This is a genomic window from Desulfobaculum senezii, from assembly GCF_054657395.1.
The window spans coordinates 175608-197551 of record NZ_BAAHYU010000001.1 but is presented as its reverse complement, the minus strand read 5'-3'; the positions used below and the strand labels follow the sequence as shown (position 1 = coordinate 197551).

The following is a 21944-nucleotide window of genomic DNA, read 5'->3' as shown; positions in this document are numbered from 1 at the left end:
ACAGACGAGAACTACAAGGAGGGCACCGTTGTCCAAGGGCAAGATTACCCGGTTGTTGGGAGACTGGAAAGGGTATCGTGTTGGAACTGTTCAGCGCCTTGAAGCCAGCGAAGCTCGGAAGCACCCCGAAGTCTGGATCGAGTTGATTCCAATCAGACGAAGGCGAATGAGATGCAGCGGGTGCGGCAGGCTTGTCTGCGCAGTTCACGACTATGTCGAACGCTGGGTTCGTGACTTGCCTGTATTCGACGCGGCAACGCATTTGCTCGTTATCCGGCGTCGGGTCCATTGTCCCGTCTGTGGACCAAAGCTGGAGCAGCTTCCTTGGCTCGACAGGTATTCGCGTGTCACAAGGCGGCTGGCCGAGTCCGTTGTTCGGCTCTGCCGCATACTTCCCATTAAGCACATCGCGGAATGCTACGGCTTGAACTGGAAGACCGTGAAGACAATCGACAAGCGGTACCTAGCGGAAAAACTCAATCCCATTGACTTGAAAGGCGTCAAGGTTGTCGCAATGGATGAGTTTGCCATCCGCAAAGGACATCGCTACGCCACGATCATCGTCGAGCCCTACACCAAGCGGGTTCTGTGGGTAGGAAGAGGCAACAGCCGGGAGAGCATCCGACCATTCTTTGAACTGCTTGGCCGTGATGGTTGTGCCCGAATTGAGGCCGTTGCAATGGACATGATGGTGCGTATGCCGCCGAGGTGAAGGCGCAATGCCCGAAAGCCGAGATCGTCTACGATCTATTTCATGTCGTTGCCAAGTATGGCCGAGAAGTAATCGACCGCGTCCGAAACGATGAGGCCAAACGCCTCAATCATGACAAAGACGCCCGTAAGGTTGTCAAAGGCTCACGATGGCTGCTCCTGCGCAACAGGCGGAATCTCATGCGACAGGAAGATCGAATCCGGCTCTATGACCTGCTTCGAGCCAACAAAAATTTGATGAAGGTTTATATCCTCAAGGAGGATTTGAAGCGACTCTGGGACTACCGATACTCCAAAGCTGCCAAGCGGTTTTGGAAAGGTTGGTACCGCCGCGCCATGCAAAGCCGAGTCGAGCCGCTCATTAAATTCGCTAAGCGCCTCAAACCCTACATCTCGGGCATTATCTCACACTGCCGATATCCGCTACACACCAGCCTACTCGAAGGGATCAATAACAAGATCAAGGTGATCAAACGGATGGCCTACGGCTTTCTCGACGACGAGTACTTCTTTCTCAAAATCAGAGCAGCCTTCCCCGGAATTGGGAGATGAACCCTTTTTTTTGGACAACGGAGCGCTCATCGCCAAACGCAAAACGGCCCGGCGCAATGCGCCGGGCCGTCGTCGTGTCATGCCTAGGGTCTGTTAGGAGTTCTTGAGCTCCTCGATGAGGTTTTGCAGTTCCTCGGCGAGGTGGGCCAATTCGGTCACGGCCTGCGCGGACTGGTTCATAGCCTCGGCGGTTTCCGTGGCGATGCGGTTGACCTCGTCCGTGCTGCGGTTGATTTCCTCAGACGCTGCGGATTGCTCCTCACTTGCCGTGGCGATGGCCCGCACCTGGTCGGCGGTCTCCTCAACAATCCCCACGATGACGCGCAGGGTATCGCCGGCCTTCTTGGCGAGTTCCGTGGTAGTCGCCACAGTCTCGGCTGTGGAGTTCATCCCCTTGATATTGTTCTGCGTGCCTTCCTGAATGGCGGACACGGCGTCGCCCACTTCCTTGGTGGCGGCCATGGTCTTTTCCGCCAGCTTGCGGACCTCGTCCGCGACAACGGCGAACCCTCGGCCAGCTTCACCCGCGCGCGCAGCCTCAATGGCTGCGTTGAGGGCGAGGAGATTGGTCTGGTCCGCAATGTCGGTGATGACATTCATGACCTTGCCGATGTCCTCGGCCTGCGTGCCAAGCTCATTGAGGCCTTCCACCATCTGTTCGGCTTCGCCCTGCAGGCGGTCGATGCTGGTGACAACCTCGTCCACCACACGTCCGCCCTCTTCGGCGTTGCGTCTGGCGTCCTCGGCGCTTTCTGCGGTCTTGCCTGCGTTGCTGGCGACCTCCAGCACCGATGCGTTCATCTGCTCCATGGCGGTTGCGGCCTCGGTGGTCCGCTCGCGCTGCTGCTCGGAGCCGCGGCTGGATTCCTCAATCTGCGAGGCAAGCTGCTCGGAAGCGGAGGTGACGCGGCTGACAATGTCCGACAGCTGGCTGGCCGCCTGCAACATGCCCTCGCGCTTGGCGTTCTCGGCCTGCGTCCGGGCTTCTTCGGCCTCCTGCAGGGCCACGTTGGCCTTGGCACTTTGCTCTTCGGCCATTTCCGTCTTTTCGTCGGCGGTCTTGATGAGGTCCGTCAGATTTTCCACCATGCGGGCCAAAGCGTTGAACAGGGTCAGCAGTTCGCCGCCAAAGCCCCGGGCATCGGGCATGGAGTCAAAGTGCCCGGCGGAGATATCCTCAGCCGCATTCACAAGCAGACCGATGGGCTTGGAGATGCTACGCGCCACGAAGAGCACGATGAGCACCACAAGGGCGACCGCACCAATGGAAAGGAACGCACTCAGCACCATAAAGGCCCGTACATCGGCAAAGACCTTATCCGTCGGCAGCGCAAGGCCGATGGACCACGGCGTGCTCACGCCAGCGATATTGATCGGCTCGAAGAGGTATTCATATTCCTCCCCGTCCAGCGGAGACTCGATATGCTTGACCCAGCGGTCGCCGTTTTTGATGGCGGCCAGCAGTTCGGCGTGGACCTCTTCGGGGAAGACCTCGGTGATGCTCTTGTTGCCGAACTTGGGATCCTGGTGCCCCACCAGCTTGCCGCCGTTGGAGACAACCATGGCGTAGCCGGTGCCAAAGGGCTTGATATCCTCCACCATGCGCTGGAACGCGCCGATGGTGAAGTCGATGCCGACAATGCCGATAAAGGTGCCGTTTTTGATCATGGGCACACTGATTGTGGCCAGAATTTCATCAACAACGGTGGTGGTGTACGGTTCAGTCAACACCGGGCGGCGGGAGTCGCGCGGGCCCATGTACCACGCGCGCGTTTCGCCGGGATTGTACTGGATGAGGTCTTCGGCAGCGATGCCGCCGTCCTTGCGGTAGAAGTACGGGCCGTAACGGCCGTCCGGGCCGTACCACGGACGCACGCCGATATACTCGGCATCGCGCCCATCAAGGGCATTGGGTTCAAACACCGCCTGAATGCCGTAGAATGTGGGATCGGAGAGGGTGACCTTTTTTTGCACCTCGTCCACGATGTCACGGTTCACAGCGGCCTTATGTTCGGTCATGGCGATAAAGGCGGCGGCTGTTGCGGCGGAAGCATCCAGCGCCTTTTCGATGTTGTTCTTCACCTGATTGCCGTAGCGTGCAGCCATCTGTTGCGCCATGGACATGGCACTTTCCTCGGCCATGGTCTGCGTGCGCTGCTGCACCACAAAGGTATACACGGCAAGGATAAGAATCATGGCCGAACAAATGCTCACGCCAATCTTCAAGCCAATCTTCATGTTCCTGAACATGCACGCCTCCAGCGCTGGATGTCTGAATAAAAAAGATGAGGTATAGGTGAATATACCTCATCCACGGGACTTTTCACAAGTAGTGATGTAATTTGGAACGAGATTGGCAGACTTTACTATTTATTTCGGCTCATTGCGTTCCGGGAGAGTGCGGGGAAGGGAAATGGTAAAGATGACGGTGCCATTTTGCTGTTCGAAGGATAAATGCCCGCCAAGATTCTTCAAGTTGCGAAAACTCACGGCCAAACTCTGGGAGCCTTCCTCGCCATCGAAGGGCAGGAGCAGAAGTTCATTCTTTTTGGCCAGTTCCGCGCCGCCGGGGGCGGTTACCGTGAACACCACAGCCACATGCCCCGCAATGTCGCGCGTCGCGACATCCAGCGTGCCTTTGTGCGATACCGCGCTTTGAATATGGTTCAAAACGTTCACAAAGGTTTCGGTAAGGATGTCTGCGTCGGAATTAATGACGGCGAGGTCGTTATCCAGATTGGTGGTAACGTCCAGCCGCTCCTTGGCGGAAGACCCGGACAGCCGGTCCAGGCAGAAGGTGAGTAGCGCGTTCACTGAACACATCTTGCTTTTGACCGGCACGGGCGCAAGGTAGGAGCTGATGCGGTTCATGAGTTCCTCAATGCGCTGGGTCTCGCTGAGGATGACCTCCACCTCGTCCATGTCCGGGTGTTTCTTGGCCAGCATCCGCGCAAAGCCGCCAAGTGCCATAAGCGGGTTGCGGATTTCGTGGGCGAGCTCGTGGGCGATGGCGCCAAGGGTGTTCAGCTTCTCCCGCTGGATGAGCACCTTGTCCAGAAACTGGCGCTCCGTCACGTCGGTGATGAGGCCTTGCACGCGGGGGCCGAGTTCGGCGTCGTCGTCTGTCTCAATGGAATGGGCGTGCAGGTACAGCTGATAGCCGTCCTTATGCTCAAAGCGGAAATCCTGCGTAAAGCTCCCGGTCTCAAAGGCCTGCTGCAGCGCGGCAAGCAGGGCCTCGCGGTCCTCTTCGGCGGCGTTATCCACCAGCCAGCGCGGCGCGCCCGTGACCTCGGCAGGCGTATAGCCCAGAACGCTTTCGCAGGTGGCGTTGATAAAATCCAGCGTCAGGTCCGGCGTCAGGGAAAAAATAATGATGGGCAGATTTTGAATAAGATGCTGGTAGCGGTTTTGGGCGCGGCGCACTTCCTCGCGCAGGTCCTTGCGCTCCATGCAGTTGCGGATGGTCTGCTCAAGGATGTCAAAATTGATGATGGGCTTGGTGATATAATCCCACGCCCCGGCCTTGAAGGCGCTAATGGCGTCGCTGATGTCCGCTTTGGCGGAGACGATAATCACCGGCGTGTCCGGCGTATGCTCCTGAATGCGTTCCAGCACTTCCAGCCCATTCATTCCCGGCAGTCCCATATCCAGCAGCACAAGGTCCGGCAATTCGCGCTTGAAGACCTCCACGCCGCTTGGGCCATCTTCGGCCTCCAGCATTTCGTAGCCGCTGTCGCCCAGCCAGTCCACGATGGACTCGCGCACACGTATTTCATCTTCCACACTCAGGATGCGGACAACGCGCCGTTCGGTCATGATGCCGCCTCCTCACTGCGCGCGGGAACAGGGAGCACCACCGCAAAGGTGTTCAGCCCGTCGCCATGCTCGTACCACACCTTGCCGCCGTGCAGTTCCACGATTTGCCGCACAAAATACAGCCCGTGCCCTGTGCCCGCCTGTTCTGTAGAATTCTGGCCGCGGTAGCCTGCTTCAAAAAGCTGGGCAGCGTCCGCCTCCGCAACGGGATTGCCCGACGAGCCAACACGGAAGCACACGCCGTCGGCGTCCGCACCAAAGGCTTCGGGGAGATGGCGCCACCCCACCACGAGGCGCTTCCCGGACTCGTCCACCTCCTCGGCATATTTGGCCGCGTTGGAGAACAGGTTGGAGAACACCTGCGCCATAAGCCCGACGTCCACCTGCAGATGCAGCGCCCTGTCTGGCGCCTTCTGCTCGCCCCGCTCCACACGGATGGCGTTCTCGCGGAAACGGCCCGCGTTTTGGGCAAGCTGTGGGTCAATGATCATGGACGGCAGATGGCAGGTCCGGCGCTCCAGCACATAGTGCCCTTTTTCAAAATGGCTCTGGCGCAGCAGGGTTTCCAGATAGAGGCTGGTCTGCTCGTAGTGGCGGGCAATTTCGTCGTACTGGTCCAGCAGGTTCTGATGCACCTTGTGCAGCTCATCGCTGTCGCCGCACTCCGGCACCACCAGTTCGCCCAGCTCGTCAATGCGCCGCCGCAGGCGGTTAAAATAGAGCTTAAAGTACATATTCGGCACAATGACGTTGTGCCCGATGTCCTTCACCAAGTTGCGGATAAACTGCAAGTGGTCATGATTGGCGCCATGAATCATGCGCAGGTGCTGTTGAAAACCGATGCGGTTGGCGAATTTTTCCAAAAAGAGTTGATCCTGTGGCGTGAGTTTGCCCTTGGGGTCCACCTCCAAGTAGCCGATGACGTCATCCTTGGGGGCAAAGGGAAGTTGATCGATGAAACGGCGGTTGCCCCGGATGGGGGCGCAGAACCGCCCCTGTAGGCAGGAGGGGACAGTCGGGAGGTGATTTGTTGCCCTGCAGACGGCGTCCTCCTGCGGCATGGTGGAGTACGCGCACTCCAGCTCCGAGGACGGCGTCAGCAAAAACAGCGCCGCGTCAAAGCCGAGGATAACCTTGGGCACCATCACGCACACGGCGTGGAAGTCCTCCTCGGATTCAAACTCCTGCACAAGGTCAAAAAAGATGTTCAGGGTCCGGCTTTGAGCGGGCGGGAACTCATAGCGGCGGTAGTCCTCGACTTTTTGGAGCACCCGCATCCGTATGTGGTCCTCCAGCGCCGCGCCCGAAAGGCGGCCCCCGCACTCGGGGGCACCGGCGCGGTCTTCGGCGGGCGCGTGGTCGTTCTTGTGTTTGTCGGCCATGGCGTATCCGATTCGTTGGGGAGTGCTCACACAAGTCGCGTAAACTACGACGCTCCCGCATTGTGGCACATTAAACCGAAAATTCAAGCACCTTTCCCGAAGCCGATGCGGCAGAAGGGATATGTGCGCCCACAAAATCTGCATACATCACTATAAAAGGGTTGACTCCTATAGAGGATTATATCTAGTTTCCATCTTCATCACGTAAAGCCAAACCCGTTGCGAGACGGGGACGGAAAGCCACGGGACTCGTGCCAACGAGTAAGCCGGGTTGCTGCAAGCGGCCAGTCGCGCACTGGCCCCGTCCCTTCGTACGGCCTGCTGGCCGTTTTTTTGTGGAGCGTCGCTGGTAACGGGCAGGGTACAGGAAAGAGACCGGAACGGTCCGGCCGAAGAGAGGATCAGATGTCCCGAATCGACGTTAATGTCGTCAACCCGTTTCTGACGGGCGTGCAGGATGTGCTTGGCACCATGGCGCGCGTCACCGCCCAGCCCGGGCGCCCGTACATCAAACGCGACCACACAGCGCGCGGCAGCGTTACTGGCCTTATCGACCTCAAGGGCGACAAACCCGGAACCATCGCCGTCACATTTTGCGAGCGCGCGGCCTGCGAAATCGCCGGACGCATGCTGGGCGAACGCTTCGAAGTGCTCAACGCCGATGTCTGCGACGCCGTGGGCGAAATCACGAACATGATTTCCGGCCAAGCCCGTCAGGGTCTGGCCGCAAACGGCAGCAGCTACAAGGCGGGCATCCCTTCCATCCTGCGCGGCTCGGACCATATCATCCAGCATTGTAGCGACGGCCCCATACTCGCGCTGGCCTTTACCACCATGTTTGGCGAAGTCACGGTTGAAGTCTGCTTTGGCGAACGGCTGGAAGCCTGCATGTCCAACCCGAGGAACTAACCTCCGCTTCTGGCAACCGCTCACAGGCCCCCGCTCATTGGCCGCCGCGCCACACATTCGCCAGCACCCGCTTTCCGCAGTCGCACCCGATTTTCTCTTCTTCTCGCGCCTTCTCCGCCTCCGTCCCACCAGACGCTCCGCGCCCGGCTTCGACGCCAAAGCGCGCCGCGCAGCCGCATTATGCGCAGCCGCTACGCCCGCTCGCCGCATGCCCGGCGTCTGCCGTTGGGGCCACTCCTGTCTCGCTAGTGCCAAAGCCCAGAGGGCACACCCGAGCTCACAAAAAACACGCCCAGCGCAGCCGTATCGGCGCGGTGGGCGTGTTCTTGTTCACTTCAGCAGATGCTGTGGCGGGGCGGCGCCTGTGAGGAACCGCTAAGGAACGTCGGCCTCTTCCCACGACACAGCCTCCAGCCCTTCCAGCTGGAGCAGGTCGCCCAAAATCTGGGCCCGCGGGATGTCATCCTTGGACATCAGGCGCAGGCGGTAGGTGGTCAGTCCGTCCTTCACATTCTTTTGCAGATTCACGGTGTGGATTTGGACGCCATGCATCTCAAGGACGTTGCGGATGTGCTTGAGCGTGGTCACCGGACAATGGCAGGAGACAGTCAGCAGGGAAAACAAATCGTGGGGGATGGTGCGCGTCAGCTTGTGCCCAATGCCTGACAACAGGCTCAGGCTCACCAGCGTGACCATTACTGCGGGCGAATAAAACCCCGCGCCGCAGCACAGGCCAATGCCCGTCACCATCCACAGGCTGGCGGCCGTGGTGAGCCCGCGAACCGTGCCGCGCCCCTTGATGATAGCCCCCGCGCCCAGAAAACCCATACTCGCAATGGCGTAGGACGCAATGCGCGAGGGGTCCAGACGCACGACACTGGCCTGCGTCAGATGGCGGTACATGACCTCCATCTCCACGGACAGCTGCATCATCAGGCACGCGCCAAGGGCCACGAGAATATTGGTGCGGAAGCCCGCTGCCTGCCCGTGGGCCTCGCGTTCCCACCCGATGGCCCCGCCAAGAATGACGGCCAGCACGATTTTGCCGAACTGTTCGCCCAGATTCATCACGTCCGGCGTCAACAGACCAAGAACATCCATAAACTCTACTCCACCTCGAATTCCGCGGCGCAATGCGCAGTGTCACCATCTTGTAACATACCACTATTCCACGCAGAGCCAAAGCGCAAGCTCGCCCGCTCCGTCAGAGCGCGGCGCCCCTTGGCCCGCGGGCAATTCGGCGAACCAGAGCACATGGGGCGCCCGGCTCAAGGCCAGCGCGCCATCACAAGCCCAGCTTAGGACAGCCACAAGGGAACAGAGGCATTGGCCGCATTCAGCGCGCGGTCCAGCTCATACCAGCGGGGTTCATAGCGGGCCACAAGGGCCCAGAAGTTTTGGGAATGATTCATGTGCCGGGTATGGCACAACTCATGGATGAGAACATACCGCGCCAGCTCGCGCGGCAGAAACAGCAGGGTCCAGTTCAGGCTGATGGTGCCGCGCACGGAACAGCTTCCCCACCGGGTGCGCTGGCCGCGCACCTGCGCGCGCTCAAAAGGCAGACCAAGCTCGGCTGAGAGCTCGCGCAACCATGGCACCAGTACGGCGCGGCCACGGGCCTGCAACCAACGGCGCACAGCAGTGCGGGCGCCCTCGTTGCCGTCGCGCCCCGTGGTGACAAGCAGCCGCCCCGGCCCGCTTTGCCGCACGCGCGAGTTTGGCGTCTCCCGCTCCACAAACTCCAACCGCCACGTTTCACCCACGGCGCACAGATGCAGGGCATCCGGCGCGGCTACAGGCGCGCCGGGCACAATGCCCCGCCGCTCCAGCCGCGCAAACGTCTGGCGAAGCCACTCCGCCTTGTCCGCGACAATGCCCGGCACGCGCGAGGTATCAAACCCGCGCGGCACAACAATCTCAAGGCCGCTGCGCGGCGTCACACGCAGAATAACGCGCTTGGCGCGGGCACTCTCTCGGACCGTATAGTCCGGCAGCGGCGTGGGGGAAGGCGTTTGAGCTTTGGGCATGGCGACGTTGTAGGGTTGCCGTTGGCGGCGTAGGGGAAAGAAACCATCTCAGGCAGACGGCGTGAAAGGCAAAAACGTGAAAAAGAGCCAAAGAGGTGCGCTCATCTGGGCGGCGCGCCCAAGGCGCGGCAAGGAACCGAGTCGAGCGAAGACGGCTCCCGCCCCGGGCGCGGGCAACGCAGGCATGCGCCGCCCGACAACGGCCCGGTGGGAATATATGTTGCGTCAGGACCGCCTAGCGGCCACAGCACTTCTTGAATTTTTTACCGCTGCCGCAGGGGCACGGGTCGTTGCGGCCAACTTTTGGTTCCTCACGGCGCACCGTGGGATTGCCGCGCACGCGGCCGTCGGTGTACACCCACGCGCCGTCCTCACGCTCGAAAAAGCTGAGTTCGGTGTGCTCGTGGCGCACGCCGCCCTGCTCGTAAGTGGCGGTGAATTCCACTTCGCCGATGTTGTCATCCGGGCCGCCGTCCTTGGTGGAATGGACGGTCAGCCCCACCCAGGTGCTGGTCTCCGCCCATTCGCGCACGGCCTCGGGGTCGTGGTGGGGGCGCTTTTTGGCGCACAGGGTGTCGTACAGATAGTCCAGCGCGCCGTTACAGTAGGCGCTGTAGCGGGCGCGCATCAGCGCCTCGGCAGTGGCGGGAACTTCAGCGCCGGTGATATACGGCTCACAGCAGGCAGCGAAGTCCTTTCCCGACCCGCAGGGGCAATTGGTCTGACTCATTCGGTGGTTCCTTTTTCGCCCGCCTGCCCGGCCTGAAAGGCCGCCGCGGTTTCCGCAGCCAGCGCTTCCATGCCGTCCTTTTCAAGCGGGGCGACATCTGTAAGAAAAGCTATGATAAATCGTGCGCCATCACTGGAGAGTGACACCTTGGTCTCGGTGGTGTACGCCGCCAAGGCGGCCTCCAAGTGTTCGACGTAGGCGGCAAGAGATGCTACCTGCGCCTCGAAGGACACCTCAAGACGAAAAAACGCCAGCGCGGCGTCCATGGGAAAACGCTGTATGGCAACACGTGGTCCGTCAGGCACTATTCCCCCAGCGGACGCAGGGTAGGCGCTTCGTGCCCATGATGGCAGGCGTGGCCGTCTTCGTCGTGATGGTCGCAAATTTCGGCGTTGTCCTCGACTTCGCCAGCCAACCACTTGGCCACGATGTCCTCAACGGAGCCATCGCAACCACGCAGTACCTGTATGCCGACACCGGCCAGCTTGTCCACCGCGCCCTGGCCCATGTTGCCAGCCAGCATCACGGTGACGCCGTCGGCAGCCAGCAGGTCAGCGACGTTGGACTTGCAGCCGCAGCCCTCGGGAGCGTCCACACGCGTTGTGGCGCTCACAGCCTTGGCGGCCTCGTCCACGGTCACAACCGTAAAATATTCGCAGTGGCCAAAGTGGCTGTCCACAACGGCAACATTGTCGACGGTCTTGGTCGGAAGCGCTATTTTCATGTGTCATCTCCTGATAGTCATGAAGGTGTAAGGCCCCTTTGGGCCTGCATAAGGGATAAAGGTAGATATGCAATGCTCAAAGTCAACAACAATTGCCAGATTTCCGATGGGGAAATAGGATTTGAAACCTCGCGGTCCGGCGGTCCCGGCGGGCAGCACGTCAACAAAGTGGAAACCCGCGTCACGGCCGTCTTTGACGTGGCGGCCTCCGAAAGCCTGACCCCAGACCAAAAGGCGCGCATTATGACGCGCCTCGGCTCGCGCCTCGACAGCCGGGGCGTGCTGCGCGTCAGCGTCAGCGACACGCGCAGCCAACAGCGCAACAAGGCCCTCGCCCTCGAACGCCTAGCTGAAATCCTGCGCGAGGCCCTTGTCACCCCAAAAAAACGCCGCAACACCCGCCCCACCCTCGCCTCACGCCGCCGGCGGGTGGACAGCAAGAAGAAACGCGGCGCCATAAAAAAACTGCGCCGACGGGTGGATTCGGAGTAGGCGCGTTTCCACGTCAATGGGCCACGCGCGACGCCAAGCAGCATGGGGTGGCCTCTTTTAGCGCGTGTAAAAAAGCCCCCGCAACGGTGTTGCGGGGGCTTTGCCAGCGATAGTGTCCGGTCTGTTAGGACCTAGCAGAACTGTCGCAGGAAACGCGTGTCGTTCTCGAAGAACATGCGCAGGTCGCCGATGCCGTGCTTGAGCATGGCGACTCGCTCAATACCGAGACCGAAAGCGAAACCGGTGTAGACTTCGGGGTCGTACCCCACGGCCTTGAAGACCTCGGGGTCGACCATGCCGCAGCCGAGGATTTCAACCCAGCCGGTCTGCTTGCAGACGCGGCAAGGCTCGCCATCGACTTCACCGGTGCCGCCACACATCACACAGCTGATATCTACTTCCGCGCTCGGTTCAGTGAACGGGAAGAAGCTGGGACGGAAGCGCACTTCGGTATCCGTACCGAAAATCTGGCGCACGAACGACGTCAGCGTGCCGCGAAGGTCGGCCATGCTCACGTTGTGGTCCACAAGCAATCCTTCGATCTGGTGGAACATGGGCGTGTGCGTCAGGTCGGAGTCGCGGCGGTAGACCCTGCCGGGCGCGATGACCGCCACAGGCGGCTTGCGCTTCAGCATGGTCCGAACCTGCAACGGCGAGGTATGCGTCCTGAGCAGCACCTGATCCGTGATGTACAGGGTATCCTGCATATCGCGGGCGGGGTGCTCGGGGGGCAAGTTCAGTGCCTCGAAGTTGTAGAAGTCGGTTTCGACTTCGGGGCCGGTGACCACCTCGAATCCCAAGCCGCCGAACACGGAGCAAATATCCTCCATGACGGTGGTAATGGGGTGCAAGGACCCCATCTCGGGAGTGCGGCCGGGCATGGTGGGGTCAAAGGTCGCCATAGCGGCGTCCTCTTTCTCCTGTGCCAGGGCCTTTTCGCGGGCGTCAAACAGATCGGTAAGCTCGGTCTTGACCAGGTTACCGGTCTTGCCCGCCTCGGGGCGGTCTTCGGCGGAAAGGTCGCGCAGGCCGGCGAGCAGTGTCGCCAACTGGCCCTTGCGGCCCAGGAACTTCACACGAAGTTCCTCCAGGGCCTCAGCAGAACCGGCCTGATCAAGCTCGTCCTTAAAGGACGGGATCAGCGCCTTGAGTTCATCTATGAGCTTCTTTCCTGCGTCAGACATGATTAACCGAGCTTGGCTTTTGCGATCTCTGCCACCTTGGCGAAGGCAGCCTTCTCACGAACGGCGAGGTCGGCCAGAACCTTACGGTTCAGCTCCACACCGGCCAGCTTCAGGCCATGCATGAACTTGCTGTAGGACATGCCGTGCTCGCGGGCAGCGGCATTGATACGCATGATCCACAGCTTGCGGAACTCGCGCTTGCGGACCTTACGGTCACGGTAAGCGTACACGAGTGCGCGTTCGACGGTCTCACGGGCGGTGGTGTACAGCGCATGGCGTGCACCGCGGTAGCCCTTGGCCATCTTCAAATATTTCTTATGACGTCTTTTGGCGTTAACGCCTCTTTTGACTCTCATCGTTCCTTTCCTCCTTTACCCTACCCCCAAGGTTACCCCGGTACGGCAGGGAGAACGATTTACAGGATGTTGTGTTGTAAAACGGTCGTCAGACTAGTTCAGCGCGGGAACCATGCGCTTCACGGCTTTCTCGTTGGTCGAATCAACGAGAGAGCCCTGACCCAGACGGCGCTTACGCTTGGCGCTCTTCTTGGTCAGGATGTGGCGCAGACCCTGCTTGCGACGGCGGATCTTGCCGGAACCAGTCTTGGTGAAACGCTTGGCAGCGCTTCTGTTGGTCTTAATCTTAGGCATTGTTGTCTCCTTAGCTGTGGAAAGCACACAAACAGCGGTCCCCGCGAGGTGGCAGGAACCGCCGAGCGTTTTTCCTATTCCGGACATATCGCGTGGCCGACAGGCGGCCTTGGCGTCGTTACGTGCGGAGGATTACGGCTTCTTGGCCAGCGGTGCAACCAGAAGACTCATGACACGGCCTTCGGAGCGGGGCTGCTGCTCGACACGTGCGATGTCGGATACAGCCTCGACCATGCGTTCAAGCATCATGAGACCACGATCCTTGTGCACGATCTCTCGCCCTCGGAAGAACACGGTCACCTTCACACGGTCGCCAGCTTCGAGGAAGCGGCGGACGTGCTTGAGCTTGGTGTTGAAATCATGCTCGTCCGTCTTGGGGCGAACCTTGATTTCCTTGATCTGGACAACGGACTGTTTTTTCCGGGCAGCCTGCAATTTCTTCTGCTGCTCGTACTTATACTTGCCAAAGTCCATAATCTTGCAGACCGGCGGCTTGGCATTAGGTGCCACTTCCACCAGATCCAGCCCAAGTTCTTGGGCCATCCGCAGGGCCTCATCAGTCGGCAAAACACCGGCCTGCTCTCCGTCAGCGCCGATCAACCGCACTTCGCGTGCGCGAATCTGCCTGTTACACCGGGCACGAATAGCTGCTGAAGCTATAGCTCATTCCTCCGCGTTTGAATGGTTCCAGGCTATCTGCCTGAACCATGTTTACAGCCTCCTCCAGGGTCTTAAGCCCCAGATTCTCTCCCCGAAGACGTACATTGACGCCTCCGGACTCTACTTCCTTGTCTCCCACGACAAGAATGTATGGCACCTTTTCAAGCTGCGCTTCGCGCACCTTGTAACCGAGCTTTTCATTACGCAAATCCGCCTCCACACGAATTCCCCGTGCCTTGAGGAACTTGCGTGCCTCAACGGCGAAATCGTGCTGAGCGTCCGTGACGGTCAGGATGCGGGCTTGCTCCGGAGCGAGCCACGTGGGGAACGCGCCGGCGTAGTGCTCGGTCAGGACACCGATGAAACGCTCCACCGAACCCATGATGGCTCTGTGGACCATGACCGGACGATGTCTCTCACCATCCTCGCCGATGTAAACCATGTCAAATCGTTCTGGCAAGGTGAAATCGACCTGAATTGTAGAACACTGCCATTCACGGCCGAGACAATCGTGCAGTTTCACATCAATCTTGGGCCCGTAGAACGCACCGTCGCCTTCGTTGATTTCATATGGCAGCCCCATGCTGTCCATTGCTTCACTCAGGGCGGTGGTGGCGCGCTCCCAGTCCTCGGCGGAACCGATGGACTTCTCCGGGCGCGTGCTCAGTTCCATAGTATACTCAAAGTCAAACAGACCCATCAAGTCCTGGATCCACTTCATCACGTCCTTGATCTCGTCCTGAAGCTGGTCGGGACGGCAAATGACGTGCGCATCGTCCTGAGTAAACTGGCGAACACGCAGCAATCCGTGCAGCACGCCGGACTTCTCGTGGCGGTGCACCACGCCGAACTCAAAATAGCGCTTCGGCAGGTCGCGGTAGCTGCGCAGATGGGAGTTGTAGATAAGCATATGCGCAACACAGTTCATGGGCTTCACGCCGTAGGGCTGGTCGTCGATCTCCGTGAAGTACATGTTCTCACGGTAGTTGTCGTAGTGACCGGAAGCCTCCCACAGTTCCCGCTTCAGGATCTGGGGGGTGCGCACGATATCATAGTCGCGGCGAAGCATCTCGCGCGAGACAAAGTCTTCAAGGATAGTGCGGAGCAGAGCGCCCTTGGGGTGCCAGTAGGCCATGCCCGAGCCGCCACGCTCCTGAAAGCTGAACAGGTCCAGCTGGGGACCCAGCTTTCTGTGGTCGCGCTTTTTCGCTTCCTCAATCTGCTTGAGGTGCTTTTTCAGGTCCTTCTCGTTCGCAAAGGCGGTGCCATAGATGCGCTGGAGCATCTTGTTGTTCTCATCGCCTCGCCAGTATGCACCGGCGCAATTGGTCAGCTTGAAGGCCTTGAGGAAGCGGGTGGACGGGATGTGCGGGCCACGGCACAGGTCAACAAAGTCGCCCTGGCTGTAGATGGAAAATTCTTCGCCACCCAGATCATCCATAATCTCGCCCTTGTAGGTCTCGCCCATGCCGTCAAAAAGCTCTTTGGCTTCGGCCTTGGGGAGCACCTTGCACGAGAAGGCATGATCCGCGGCAATAATCTTGCGCATCTCGGCCTCGATGGCTTCGAGGTCCTCAGGTGTAAATGCGCGTTCGAAGTCGAAATCGTAGTAGAAACCGTTCTCAATGGCGGGACCGATGGTCACCTTCGCGGACGGGAAAAGACGCTTCACGGCCTCGGCCATGATGTGGGCCGCGCTGTGGCGGATAACGTCCAGACCTTCGGGGGTGTCATCGTATACAGGAATGAGAGCGGTGTCGGTCTCGGTGAGTTCGTGGCTCAGGTCCAGGGTGACGTCGCCGGACTTACACGCGACGACTTTTTTGAACTTCTTGCCGGAGAGGGCCTCTTTGAGGGCTTCTCCGCACGTCTTCCCTGCCTGTGCCTCCACTGCCTTGTCGGCAACCAAAACCTGCACGTCACTGCTCCTTTCTTTGGATGGAGTTCCCGCCTACAATGCGGACCACTCCAGATGTTCGGGTTCCCGCCTACAGTGCGGACCACCCATTTTCAGGACACCAATAGCAATAAAGGGAGACCCATAGAGGCCTCCCTTTGTGATTTCGAATGGTAGGCCCGAGCAGATTTGAACTGCTGACCCCTTGCGCGTCAAGCAAGTGCTCTCCCCCTGAGCTACGGGCCTATTCGTGGTTCGTCGTTGCGAACGAGGTACTCTCTACAGAGACGCCACCCCGCCGTCAAGGATATTTTGAAAAAAAGTCGCTTTTTTTGGCCTCTGACAGCGCCTCTTTTCACCCCACGCGCACAATATACCAATATTACACCCTTTTTCCAAAGAGCGCATCCTCCGGATTTTTCACCCCTCCTCGCAGCCCCTTGGAATGGCGCATCTTCTCTCATCTCCGCGCGCCAAAATATCCCGCCAAGGCGCCACGTTTCCCCCGGACATTTGCGCGCACGCCGTGCATCGGCTACCGTGGCGCTATCTCCCGTATCGTCAGCACCGTACCAGACCACGAGGCCAGCATCCATGCCGTCCATTATCTATAGTATAATCACACCCAGCACCGGCGCGCGCCCCCGCGCCCTCTTCGCCGCCATCGCCAGCGTCGCCACAGCCCATCAGGCTCTCACCGCGACTGACGCCCCCGACGCGCGCATCGAAATGCTCGTCGGTTACGACGGCGTCACCGGCCCCCGCGTTGCCCCAGACGGCGCGCCCGCGCCGGACTTCGTCCGATTCTACGACCTCCCGCGCGACGGCGACTACGGCAACGCCGTACGTCACGCGCTCCTTCGCGCCAGCCGCGGCACGCACGTCATCTTCCTCGACGACGACAACGCCCTCACGTCAGACGCCCTGCGCATTCACTACGCGGCCCGTCACGCCGACCTGCACATCGCGCCAATTGACACGTCCCGCGCCTTCCCCAATGTGCTCCAGCTGCCCGTACACGACCCCGACAAGCCCCTCGTGCGCCCCACAAACATCGACCCCCTCTGCATCTGCGCCACACGCGACCTCGTCGTCACCCGCTGCGGCGGGTGGACCAGCACCGGCGGCTACGAAGCCGACTACGTCAATATTCTCAAGTACTCCCGCCGCGCACACTCCACCATCGTCTCGGACGCCATCGTCGGCATCTACGACGCCGGAAACGGACTCGACAGCACCGGCGTCAACTGGCGACAAGCCGCCAAAGAGAAGAAAGAGTGAAGAGGGCCTCCGGCGGCTCAAGGGTATGATACCCTTGAGAATCCCCAGGATTTTCGGGGCGGAAGCCGCCCCGAAAATAGGGGGTGGGTGGGCGGGGTCTTTGCCTTTTTCTTTCTTCTTACCCACTCAAAACAGGGATTCTCACCGCCCCCTCCCTCAGCGCCAACGCCCCCCCAAAAATCCCCCCATCCACACGGACGGGAGCACCACAGGGGTGACGACCGCCCCAGATACAGGCAACCGGCATGTACGCACATGGGATCTTTAAGGGCCCTCGGCCCTTAAACCGCCGGAGGCAAAGTCCCATCTTTTTCCTGAGCCCCATCCGGCACGGCCCTTTGGCCTGCGGAGCACAAGCAGCCCCGCACCACCCGCACCCACACGCCCAAATGCACCGCCCGCGCCGCCAACGCACCGCACGAACGCGAGAAATTTGAGAAGGGAGAGGCGCCGCGGGTTTTTTCGGCGGGTATGTCTGGACAATGGTTGCCGGAGGCATTAGTTCTACGTGAAAACAGTCACAAACTCTTAAACGCAAGGAGTCTCGGAATGGATATCGAGAAGGACCGCAAGTGTCCCCATTGCGGCGAAACGCTTCAGCCCTGGATGGGCCCGCCGGAGACCGGCTGGGGTCTCATCTTGGTTTGCAATAATAACAACTGCCCGCACTTCTCCACGTCCAACGACACTGTTGCGGAGTATAATCCGGACTCGAAGCTGGGCTTCCGCTACGCCGAGGATCCCTCGAACGACTATACGTCGTTCAACCTTGCGAGCTACTGCGGGTCGACCTACATGGACATGTGCGCCAAACAGGACGATTAATTCCACACCGTTGTCATCAACAAAAAAAGGCCTCGCCTCCGGCGGGGCCTTTTTCTTTGCCCTTTGGCTGAAATTCCTTCTTACACCGACGCTGCTGGGGTGTGACTCCACATTTTGGAGAATGCTCTACACCTGCCTCCACCATGCGAAGCCCTACACGGGAAAGCGCATTCGCGCTGTCTTTCGCCTGTGATGACGGCCGCGCAACAGCCGAAAGCACTTACCTGCCAACACTTTTCACCTGCTTCACAGTTTGAAGCCGCGCTGAGACCCGCTGTGCATGACATGGGACCACCAATATTGCGGCATCATATTGTTTTTATGCGTCCTTTTGCGTAAGGTATCCGCCATCCATGCAGCACCCTCATACACTCCAAAGGATATGGGCCAACAGAAGCATGCTTCTGACGCTCAAGGTCCTGCTTGGCGTTACGGCAATCGTAACGGTCTTTGCGCTTGTGACGTCGTCCATAGAGCGCAACGCCATTGAGCGCCACGAGCAGACGTTCAATGACCAACAACATGTCCAAACGCGCATTGCGGCGCAGGGCTTCAAGCAGTCGCTGTCGGACCTTGATGGGACGATACGTGGCGCACTGCGGGCCATTACGCCGTCGCGTCTTGTTTCGTCCCCGCGGGCGAATGCGCCGGAGCTGCTTTCCATTTTGCGCGGCAGTCCGCTGGTGGCGGGAATGGTGCTGCTCCCTGACGAAGGCGCTCCGCTGCTGCTTGGCGAAGCCGAGCCCGGCACGCGCCTTTCGGACGCCATAGTCCGATGGGTTAAGGCCCACCGCCTTGCCGCGCACGACATCCCGGGCGGACCGTATGTTGCGCCACTTGTCATGACACCCAGCGATCAGCGCCTTGGCCTGCTCTACCCGCTGTCGCCGCACACTGGCGACCCGGCGGTGCTGGCCATCATCGTCAATCTGGAACACCTGACGAACCTCTTCATCGCGCCACTCCGGTCCGGGCAATACGGCGCGGGCTTCCTCGTGGATGGCGAAGGCACGGTGCTGTACGATCATGAAACGGACATCATCGGGCAGAACATCTTTGAGGGCATGCACAAGGGCTTTGAGGACCTGCTCCGTGTGGATGAGCGCATCACGTCGGAGCCTTCGGGCACGGATGCCTACACGTTTCCGCTTATGCGCGGGCTGGAAGTCTCGCGCAAGCTGGTGGCGTGGACGCAGGTGCACTTTGCCAATGCCCGGTTCTCGGTGGTCCTCTCGGCCCCGGAGCGCGAGATTGCCCATACGCTGTCGGACCTGCACACCCAACAGGCCTTGGCGTGGGTGGTCTTGCTGCTGCTCCTGCTGGCAACGGGAGTCTCTGGGATGTACCGCAATGTGGTGAGTCACGAAAAAACCTCGCGCCAACGCTTGGCGGACATCCTTGAGCACCTGCCGGACCCGACCTTTGTGGTGGATGAAAAACAGCGCATCCTGGCGTGGAACAAGGCGCTGGAGGAGATGACCGGCGCAAGCAAGGCGCAAATGCTGGGCGCGCCGTCAACGGAGATTTCGCGGATTTTCTTTGGTGACGAAAAACGCCCGCTCCTGCTGGACGCCCTGAACGGCGCCGAACTCCCGGACGTGTACGACAACATTACGCGGGACGGGGACGTTATCCGCTGCGAAACCTTCCACCCGAATTTACGTGGCGGCGAGGGAGCGTATTTATGGATAACCGCCGCGCGCCTGCCGGACACCTGCGGCTGCCCGGCCGGAGGCATTGAAACCCTGCGCGATATCACCACCCGCAAACATTACGAAGAGCGCATCAAATCCAGCGAGGAACGCTACGCCCTTGCGGTGGCCGGCGCGAACGACGGCATCTGGGACTGGGACCTGACGACGGACACTGTCTACTTTTCCCCGCGCTGGCTGGAAATCATTGGCCTGAGCCCTGCGGAGGAGCCAAAGGCCGTCACCCTTTGGATGGACCGCATCCACCCCGACGACAAACAACGGGTGCTGGCCTGCAACCATACGGTTATCCACGGCACGCAGGACCACTTTGAGGTGGAATACCGCCTGCGGCATATGGATGGCAGCTACCGCTGGATTCTGGGCCGCGGGGCGGGCCTGCGCGCGGAGGACGGTTCCATCCGGCGCGTGGCGGGGGCGCATACCGACATCACGGAGCGCAAACACACGGAAAACGTCAACGCCGTGCTGTTCCACATTTCCAACGCCATCAGCACCACGCGCGACCTCGACCACCTCTTCTCCTCCATTCATGCGGCGCTGAAGGCGTACATCGACGCGGACAACCTCATCATCGCCCTTGTGGACGAAGACCGAGACCGGCTGGAATTCCGCTACCTGCATGACGAGGTGGAAACACACCTCAGCGCGCTGGAGAATATCACGTCCGCCTCGGTTCGCGGCATGAACATGGAAGTGGTGCGCACAGGACAGCCGCAACTCCTGCACCGCGAACAGCAAATGGCCGTGGAGGTCATTGGCACACCGTCTGAGGTGTGGCTGGGGGTCCCCCTCAAGCTGGACGGCAAGGTCATCGGGGTGATGTCCACACAGGACTATGTGGACCCGCACAAATTCTCGGAGCTGGACGTGGAGCTTATGGTCTCCGTGTCGGAGCAGGTAGCCATGGCCATCCAGCGCAAGCAGAACGAGGAAGAGCTCGCGCGGCTTGCCCTGCACGACCCGCTGACGGGCCTGCCCAACCGCAATCTCTTTTCCGAGCGGCTGGAGCGCGCCCTCCAGCGCACCAAGCGCCACGCGGCCTACCAGTTTGCGGTGCTGCTGTTTGACCTTGATGGCTTTAAGAAGGTCAACGACTCCTTTGGGCACCACGTTGGGGATGAACTGCTCACCCGCGTTGCCACACGCCTGAAGCCCGCCCTGCGCAATACGGACACCATGGCCCGCCTTGGCGGCGACGAATTCGCCATCCTGCTGGAGGACTTCAATTCTACGCGCGAGGTGATTTCCATCGTCAAACGCATTCAGGGCGAGGTGGGGCGCCCCTACGTCACCGCGCAAACCACCATCACCATTTCCGCCAGCATCGGCATTGTCCTGCAGGGCACACAGTATACGGATACCGAAGCCATCCTGCGCGACGCGGACACGGCCATGTATCAGGCCAAAGGCATGGGCAAGGCCACCTTCATGGTCTTCAACAAGGAAATGCACGAACAGACCGTGCAAATGCTGACCATGGAGCGCGACCTGCACAGCGGCGCGGCCAATGACGAATTTGAACTGCAATACCAGCCACTCTTCAACACGACGGACTTTACGGTCTGCGGGGTTGAGGCCTTAGTGCGATGGCGGCATCCGGAGCGGGGCCTCCTCAGCCCGGCGGACTTCCTTGGTGTCGCCGAGGACTGCGGCTTTGTGGCGCAGCTGGATACGATGGTCATCGGCAAGGCGTGCACGGACATGGCGCGCCTTGTTCAGTCGCCCCATATTCCGGGGGACTTCACCATGCATATCAATATATCATCATTGCAGTTGCAGAATTCCGGCATCACCACATCCATCGCCGCCTGCCTGCGGGAGTCCGGATTGGCCCCGGAACGCCTGACGCTGGAATTTTCCGAGCACGCGGCCATGTCCGACCCGCCCGCCGCGCTGGAGACCTTCCGCCGCCTCAAACGCCTTGGGGTGAGCATTGCGCTGGACGACTTCGGGACCGGGCAGTCGTCGCTGTCGTACCTGCAACGCTTTCCCATCGATACCGTCAAGGTGGACAGACGCTTCACCAACACCATCTGCACCAGCACCGAGGACCGCCGCACCGTGCGGTCCATGACGGTGCTGGCCGAAAGTATGGGGCTGGACGTCATCGCCGAAGGCGTGGAGACGCAGCAACAACTGGACCTGCTGCAGGAGTTCAAATGCGACATGGTGCAGGGTTTTCTTTTCGGAAAACCCGTTGCGTACGACAAGGTGAGCAGTATGCTGCAATCCATGGAAAAACTCGCATCCCCCCTTGCACAAACCGGGCACATCGCCTAGTCTATAATTGCGTGGTTCGCCTCTGCCTTTTACGCCGCCCCCTGCCATTGGCGGCGCAGGCAACGGCCCAGCGCCTCCGTCCTCCAAACAGCGTGCTTGGATC

At 60.1% G+C, this 21944-nt stretch carries 18 protein-coding genes, 1 tRNA gene, 1 pseudogene and 1 riboswitch; of the genes and pseudogenes, 6 read left to right on the top strand and 14 right to left on the bottom strand.

Annotated elements, in window-relative coordinates; genetic code table 11:
* Positions 1-28: 28 nt before the first annotated feature.
* Positions 29-1263 (top strand): annotated as a pseudogene (locus ACYQ2T_RS00835) (ISL3 family transposase).
* 93 nt (positions 1264-1356) lie between these two features.
* Here ACYQ2T_RS00835 and ACYQ2T_RS00830 read toward each other — a convergent pair.
* From ACYQ2T_RS00830 to ACYQ2T_RS00820, 3 genes are all read right to left on the bottom strand, one after another.
* Entirely contained in the window at positions 1357-3513 is a 2157-nt protein-coding gene (locus tag ACYQ2T_RS00830) for a methyl-accepting chemotaxis protein (protein WP_459897675.1), read from the bottom strand.
* Between the two features lie 120 nt (positions 3514-3633).
* On the bottom strand, positions 3634-5082 hold the full coding sequence (locus ACYQ2T_RS00825; RefSeq protein ID WP_459897673.1) for a response regulator: 1449 nt from the start codon (positions 5080-5082) through the stop codon (positions 3634-3636).
* Positions 5079-6464 carry a sensor histidine kinase gene (locus ACYQ2T_RS00820; protein ID WP_459897672.1) on the bottom strand — a complete coding sequence of 462 codons (1386 nt, stop codon included), beginning with the start codon at positions 6462-6464 and terminating at the stop codon, positions 5079-5081. Before ACYQ2T_RS00820 ends, ACYQ2T_RS00825 begins: the two co-directional genes overlap by 4 nt.
* A gap of 199 nt (positions 6465-6663) precedes the next feature.
* A riboswitch (cyclic di-GMP riboswitch) is annotated at positions 6664-6743 on the top strand.
* A gap of 126 nt (positions 6744-6869) precedes the next feature.
* On the opposite strand from ACYQ2T_RS00820, the gene ACYQ2T_RS00815 reads away from it, so the two are divergent.
* Positions 6870-7373, top strand: a complete 504-nt coding sequence (locus ACYQ2T_RS00815) for a chemotaxis protein CheX (RefSeq protein WP_459897671.1) — start codon at positions 6870-6872, stop codon at positions 7371-7373.
* A gap of 375 nt (positions 7374-7748) precedes the next feature.
* Here the strand turns inward: ACYQ2T_RS00815 and ACYQ2T_RS00810 are convergent, their stop codons facing one another.
* The 5 genes from ACYQ2T_RS00810 to ACYQ2T_RS00790 all read right to left on the bottom strand — a co-directional run bounded on the left by ACYQ2T_RS00810 (position 7749) and on the right by ACYQ2T_RS00790 (position 10857).
* Complete coding sequence (locus ACYQ2T_RS00810; RefSeq protein WP_404846060.1) at positions 7749-8474, bottom strand: MgtC/SapB family protein; 726 nt, start codon at positions 8472-8474, stop codon at positions 7749-7751.
* A 197-nt stretch (positions 8475-8671) separates the two neighbouring features.
* Positions 8672-9403 (bottom strand): M48 family metallopeptidase, encoded by a 732-nt coding sequence (locus tag ACYQ2T_RS00805; RefSeq protein WP_459897669.1) that lies wholly within the window; start codon positions 9401-9403, stop codon positions 8672-8674.
* Positions 9404-9638: 235 nt separating this feature from the next.
* Positions 9639-10133, bottom strand: coding sequence for a YchJ family protein (locus ACYQ2T_RS00800; protein ID WP_459897667.1), 495 nt, complete (start codon positions 10131-10133; stop codon positions 9639-9641).
* The gene (locus tag ACYQ2T_RS00795) at positions 10130-10399 is read right to left on the bottom strand and encodes a hypothetical protein (protein WP_459897665.1); all 270 of its coding nucleotides are present in this window, start codon (positions 10397-10399) and stop codon (positions 10130-10132) included. Before ACYQ2T_RS00795 ends, ACYQ2T_RS00800 begins: the two co-directional genes overlap by 4 nt.
* A gap of 38 nt (positions 10400-10437) precedes the next feature.
* Complete coding sequence (locus tag ACYQ2T_RS00790) at positions 10438-10857, bottom strand: NifB/NifX family molybdenum-iron cluster-binding protein (RefSeq protein WP_404846064.1); 420 nt, start codon at positions 10855-10857, stop codon at positions 10438-10440.
* 72 nt (positions 10858-10929) lie between these two features.
* Here ACYQ2T_RS00790 and arfB point away from each other — a divergent pair, with 72 nt between their 5' ends.
* The gene (gene arfB, locus ACYQ2T_RS00785; RefSeq protein WP_459897662.1) at positions 10930-11349 is read left to right on the top strand and encodes an alternative ribosome rescue aminoacyl-tRNA hydrolase ArfB; all 420 of its coding nucleotides are present in this window, start codon (positions 10930-10932) and stop codon (positions 11347-11349) included.
* Between the two features lie 131 nt (positions 11350-11480).
* On the opposite strand, the gene pheS is transcribed toward arfB, so the two are convergent.
* The 6 genes from pheS to ACYQ2T_RS00755 all read right to left on the bottom strand — a co-directional run bounded on the left by pheS (position 11481) and on the right by ACYQ2T_RS00755 (position 15986).
* Positions 11481-12533, bottom strand: coding sequence for a phenylalanine--tRNA ligase subunit alpha (pheS, locus tag ACYQ2T_RS00780; RefSeq protein ID WP_459897661.1), 1053 nt, complete (start codon positions 12531-12533; stop codon positions 11481-11483).
* Positions 12534-12535: 2 nt separating this feature from the next.
* The gene (rplT, locus tag ACYQ2T_RS00775; RefSeq protein ID WP_404846067.1) at positions 12536-12889 is read right to left on the bottom strand and encodes a 50S ribosomal protein L20; all 354 of its coding nucleotides are present in this window, start codon (positions 12887-12889) and stop codon (positions 12536-12538) included.
* 93 nt (positions 12890-12982) lie between these two features.
* Positions 12983-13183 carry a 50S ribosomal protein L35 gene (gene rpmI, locus ACYQ2T_RS00770; RefSeq protein WP_404846068.1) on the bottom strand — a complete coding sequence of 67 codons (201 nt, stop codon included), beginning with the start codon at positions 13181-13183 and terminating at the stop codon, positions 12983-12985.
* Positions 13184-13315: 132 nt separating this feature from the next.
* Positions 13316-13843, bottom strand: coding sequence for a translation initiation factor IF-3 (gene infC, locus ACYQ2T_RS00765; RefSeq protein ID WP_404846205.1), 528 nt, complete (start codon positions 13841-13843; stop codon positions 13316-13318).
* A complete protein-coding gene (gene thrS / locus ACYQ2T_RS00760; RefSeq protein WP_459897659.1) occupies positions 13812-15761 on the bottom strand; it encodes a threonine--tRNA ligase in 1950 nt (649 codons plus the stop codon). The genes infC and thrS overlap by 32 nt, the downstream gene beginning before the upstream one ends.
* 150 nt (positions 15762-15911) lie before the next feature.
* Positions 15912-15986 (bottom strand) — tRNA-Val (locus ACYQ2T_RS00755).
* A 348-nt stretch (positions 15987-16334) separates the two neighbouring features.
* On the opposite strand from ACYQ2T_RS00755, the gene ACYQ2T_RS00750 reads away from it, so the two are divergent.
* The 3 genes from ACYQ2T_RS00750 to ACYQ2T_RS00740 all read left to right on the top strand — a co-directional run bounded on the left by ACYQ2T_RS00750 (position 16335) and on the right by ACYQ2T_RS00740 (position 21841).
* Positions 16335-17021, top strand: coding sequence for a glycosyltransferase family 2 protein (locus tag ACYQ2T_RS00750; protein ID WP_459897657.1), 687 nt, complete (start codon positions 16335-16337; stop codon positions 17019-17021).
* A gap of 549 nt (positions 17022-17570) precedes the next feature.
* Complete coding sequence (locus ACYQ2T_RS00745; protein WP_459897655.1) at positions 17571-17846, top strand: hypothetical protein; 276 nt, start codon at positions 17571-17573, stop codon at positions 17844-17846.
* Between the two features lie 398 nt (positions 17847-18244).
* Positions 18245-21841, top strand: coding sequence for an EAL domain-containing protein (locus tag ACYQ2T_RS00740; RefSeq protein ID WP_459897653.1), 3597 nt, complete (start codon positions 18245-18247; stop codon positions 21839-21841).
* Positions 21842-21944 lie beyond the last annotated feature (103 nt).

What these genes read in the sequence shown, in the direction of transcription:
- ACYQ2T_RS00810 (WP_404846060.1), bottom strand. Translation starts at nt 8,474, where the DNA reads ATGGATGTTCTTGGTCTGTTGACGCCGGACGTGATGAATCTGGGCGAA.
- arfB (WP_459897662.1), top strand. Translation starts at nt 10,930, where the DNA reads ATGCTCAAAGTCAACAACAATTGCCAGATTTCCGATGGGGAAATAGGA.
- ACYQ2T_RS00750 (WP_459897657.1), top strand. Translation starts at nt 16,335, where the DNA reads ATGCCGTCCATTATCTATAGTATAATCACACCCAGCACCGGCGCGCGC.
- rpmI (WP_404846068.1), bottom strand. Translation starts at nt 13,183, where the DNA reads ATGCCTAAGATTAAGACCAACAGAAGCGCTGCCAAGCGTTTCACCAAG.
- ACYQ2T_RS00740 (WP_459897653.1), top strand. Translation starts at nt 18,245, where the DNA reads ATGCTTCTGACGCTCAAGGTCCTGCTTGGCGTTACGGCAATCGTAACG.
- ACYQ2T_RS00825 (WP_459897673.1), bottom strand. Translation starts at nt 5,082, where the DNA reads ATGACCGAACGGCGCGTTGTCCGCATCCTGAGTGTGGAAGATGAAATA.
- pheS (WP_459897661.1), bottom strand. Translation starts at nt 12,533, where the DNA reads ATGTCTGACGCAGGAAAGAAGCTCATAGATGAACTCAAGGCGCTGATC.
- ACYQ2T_RS00815 (WP_459897671.1), top strand. Translation starts at nt 6,870, where the DNA reads ATGTCCCGAATCGACGTTAATGTCGTCAACCCGTTTCTGACGGGCGTG.
- ACYQ2T_RS00805 (WP_459897669.1), bottom strand. Translation starts at nt 9,403, where the DNA reads ATGCCCAAAGCTCAAACGCCTTCCCCCACGCCGCTGCCGGACTATACG.
- ACYQ2T_RS00745 (WP_459897655.1), top strand. Translation starts at nt 17,571, where the DNA reads ATGGATATCGAGAAGGACCGCAAGTGTCCCCATTGCGGCGAAACGCTT.
- ACYQ2T_RS00800 (WP_459897667.1), bottom strand. Translation starts at nt 10,133, where the DNA reads ATGAGTCAGACCAATTGCCCCTGCGGGTCGGGAAAGGACTTCGCTGCC.
- ACYQ2T_RS00830 (WP_459897675.1), bottom strand. Translation starts at nt 3,513, where the DNA reads ATGTTCAGGAACATGAAGATTGGCTTGAAGATTGGCGTGAGCATTTGT.
- rplT (WP_404846067.1), bottom strand. Translation starts at nt 12,889, where the DNA reads ATGAGAGTCAAAAGAGGCGTTAACGCCAAAAGACGTCATAAGAAATAT.
- ACYQ2T_RS00795 (WP_459897665.1), bottom strand. Translation starts at nt 10,399, where the DNA reads ATGGACGCCGCGCTGGCGTTTTTTCGTCTTGAGGTGTCCTTCGAGGCG.
- ACYQ2T_RS00820 (WP_459897672.1), bottom strand. Translation starts at nt 6,464, where the DNA reads ATGGCCGACAAACACAAGAACGACCACGCGCCCGCCGAAGACCGCGCC.
- ACYQ2T_RS00790 (WP_404846064.1), bottom strand. Translation starts at nt 10,857, where the DNA reads ATGAAAATAGCGCTTCCGACCAAGACCGTCGACAATGTTGCCGTTGTG.